General features: G+C 69.2%; 1 pseudogene. It reads left to right on the forward strand.

The window, feature by feature from the left end:
- Positions 1-52: 52 nt before the first annotated feature.
- Positions 53-1,100 (forward strand): annotated as a pseudogene (locus AC3EUJ_RS37140) (sugar-binding protein); the annotation flags it as partial.

The raw sequence follows: 1,100 nt of genomic DNA on the forward strand, positions 1-1,100 counted from the left end.
CTACTTCCGCGGCATGGACGGCGACCCACTCCCGGGGGGTGGCACGCGTTCGGTGACGATCAAGGACTCCACCGGCGCCACCATCGCCGCCGACAAGCCCGCCTTCCAAGGCACGACGGCCGAGTCCCTCACCTACACTCAGGCCAACGACGACGGCAGCGGCGGCACCGTCGCCTCCCGCACTGTCTCTTATCCGTCGGCGCACCTGCTGGCCACCCGCGCCCGCACCGACGTCCCCGACCTGCACGCCTACCGCACCCAGACCGACCAGACCGAGACGGTCACCCCGGCCAGCGGCACCAACCCCGACGACACCCGCACCTCCCGCACGGTCAAGGTCACCACCCAGTACGACGACACCTACGGGCTGCCCACCCAGGTCGAAACTCTCGGTGACACCGGCAAGCCAGACGACGAGACCTGCACCATCACCTCGTACCTGCACAACACCACCGCGTGGCTGATCGGTCTGGTCCAGCAGACCAAGACCACCGCCGGCACCTGCGGCAAGGCCCCCACCGCCACCGGTGGCGACGTCATCTCCGCCTCCCGCACCGCTTACGACGATGGTGCCTATGGGGCTGCGCCCACCAAGGGCCTGGCCACCGAGGTGTGGGGCAGCGACGGGGGTGGCACCGGCTGGATCCGCACCAGCAAGACCCACTACGACGCCTACGGCCGTGTCGACTCCGTCACCGACGCCAAGGGCCAGACCGGTACCACCTCCTACAACCCGCCCACCGGGCAGACCTTTTCCACTACCGCCAAGAACGCCCTAAGCTTTGAGTCCACCACTACCGTCGATCCGGGCCGCAGCACCGCCTTGGACGTGGCCGACGCCAACGGCCGCACCACGCACTACGCTTACGACGCCCTCGGCCGCGTCACCAAGGTATGGACCGCCTCCCAGGATCCGGCCACCGACCAGCCGTTCAAGACGTTCGCCTACGACACCACCGTCCGCAAGCCGACCGCCGTAACCACCTCCACGCTGCGCGACAACGGCACCTACGCCCACGCCATCACGATCTACGACGGCCTGGGCCGGGCACGGCAGTCCCAGGCGGACGCGGTCGGCGGCGGCAGCATCATCACCGACG

This window comes from Actinacidiphila sp. bgisy160, assembly GCF_057707815.1.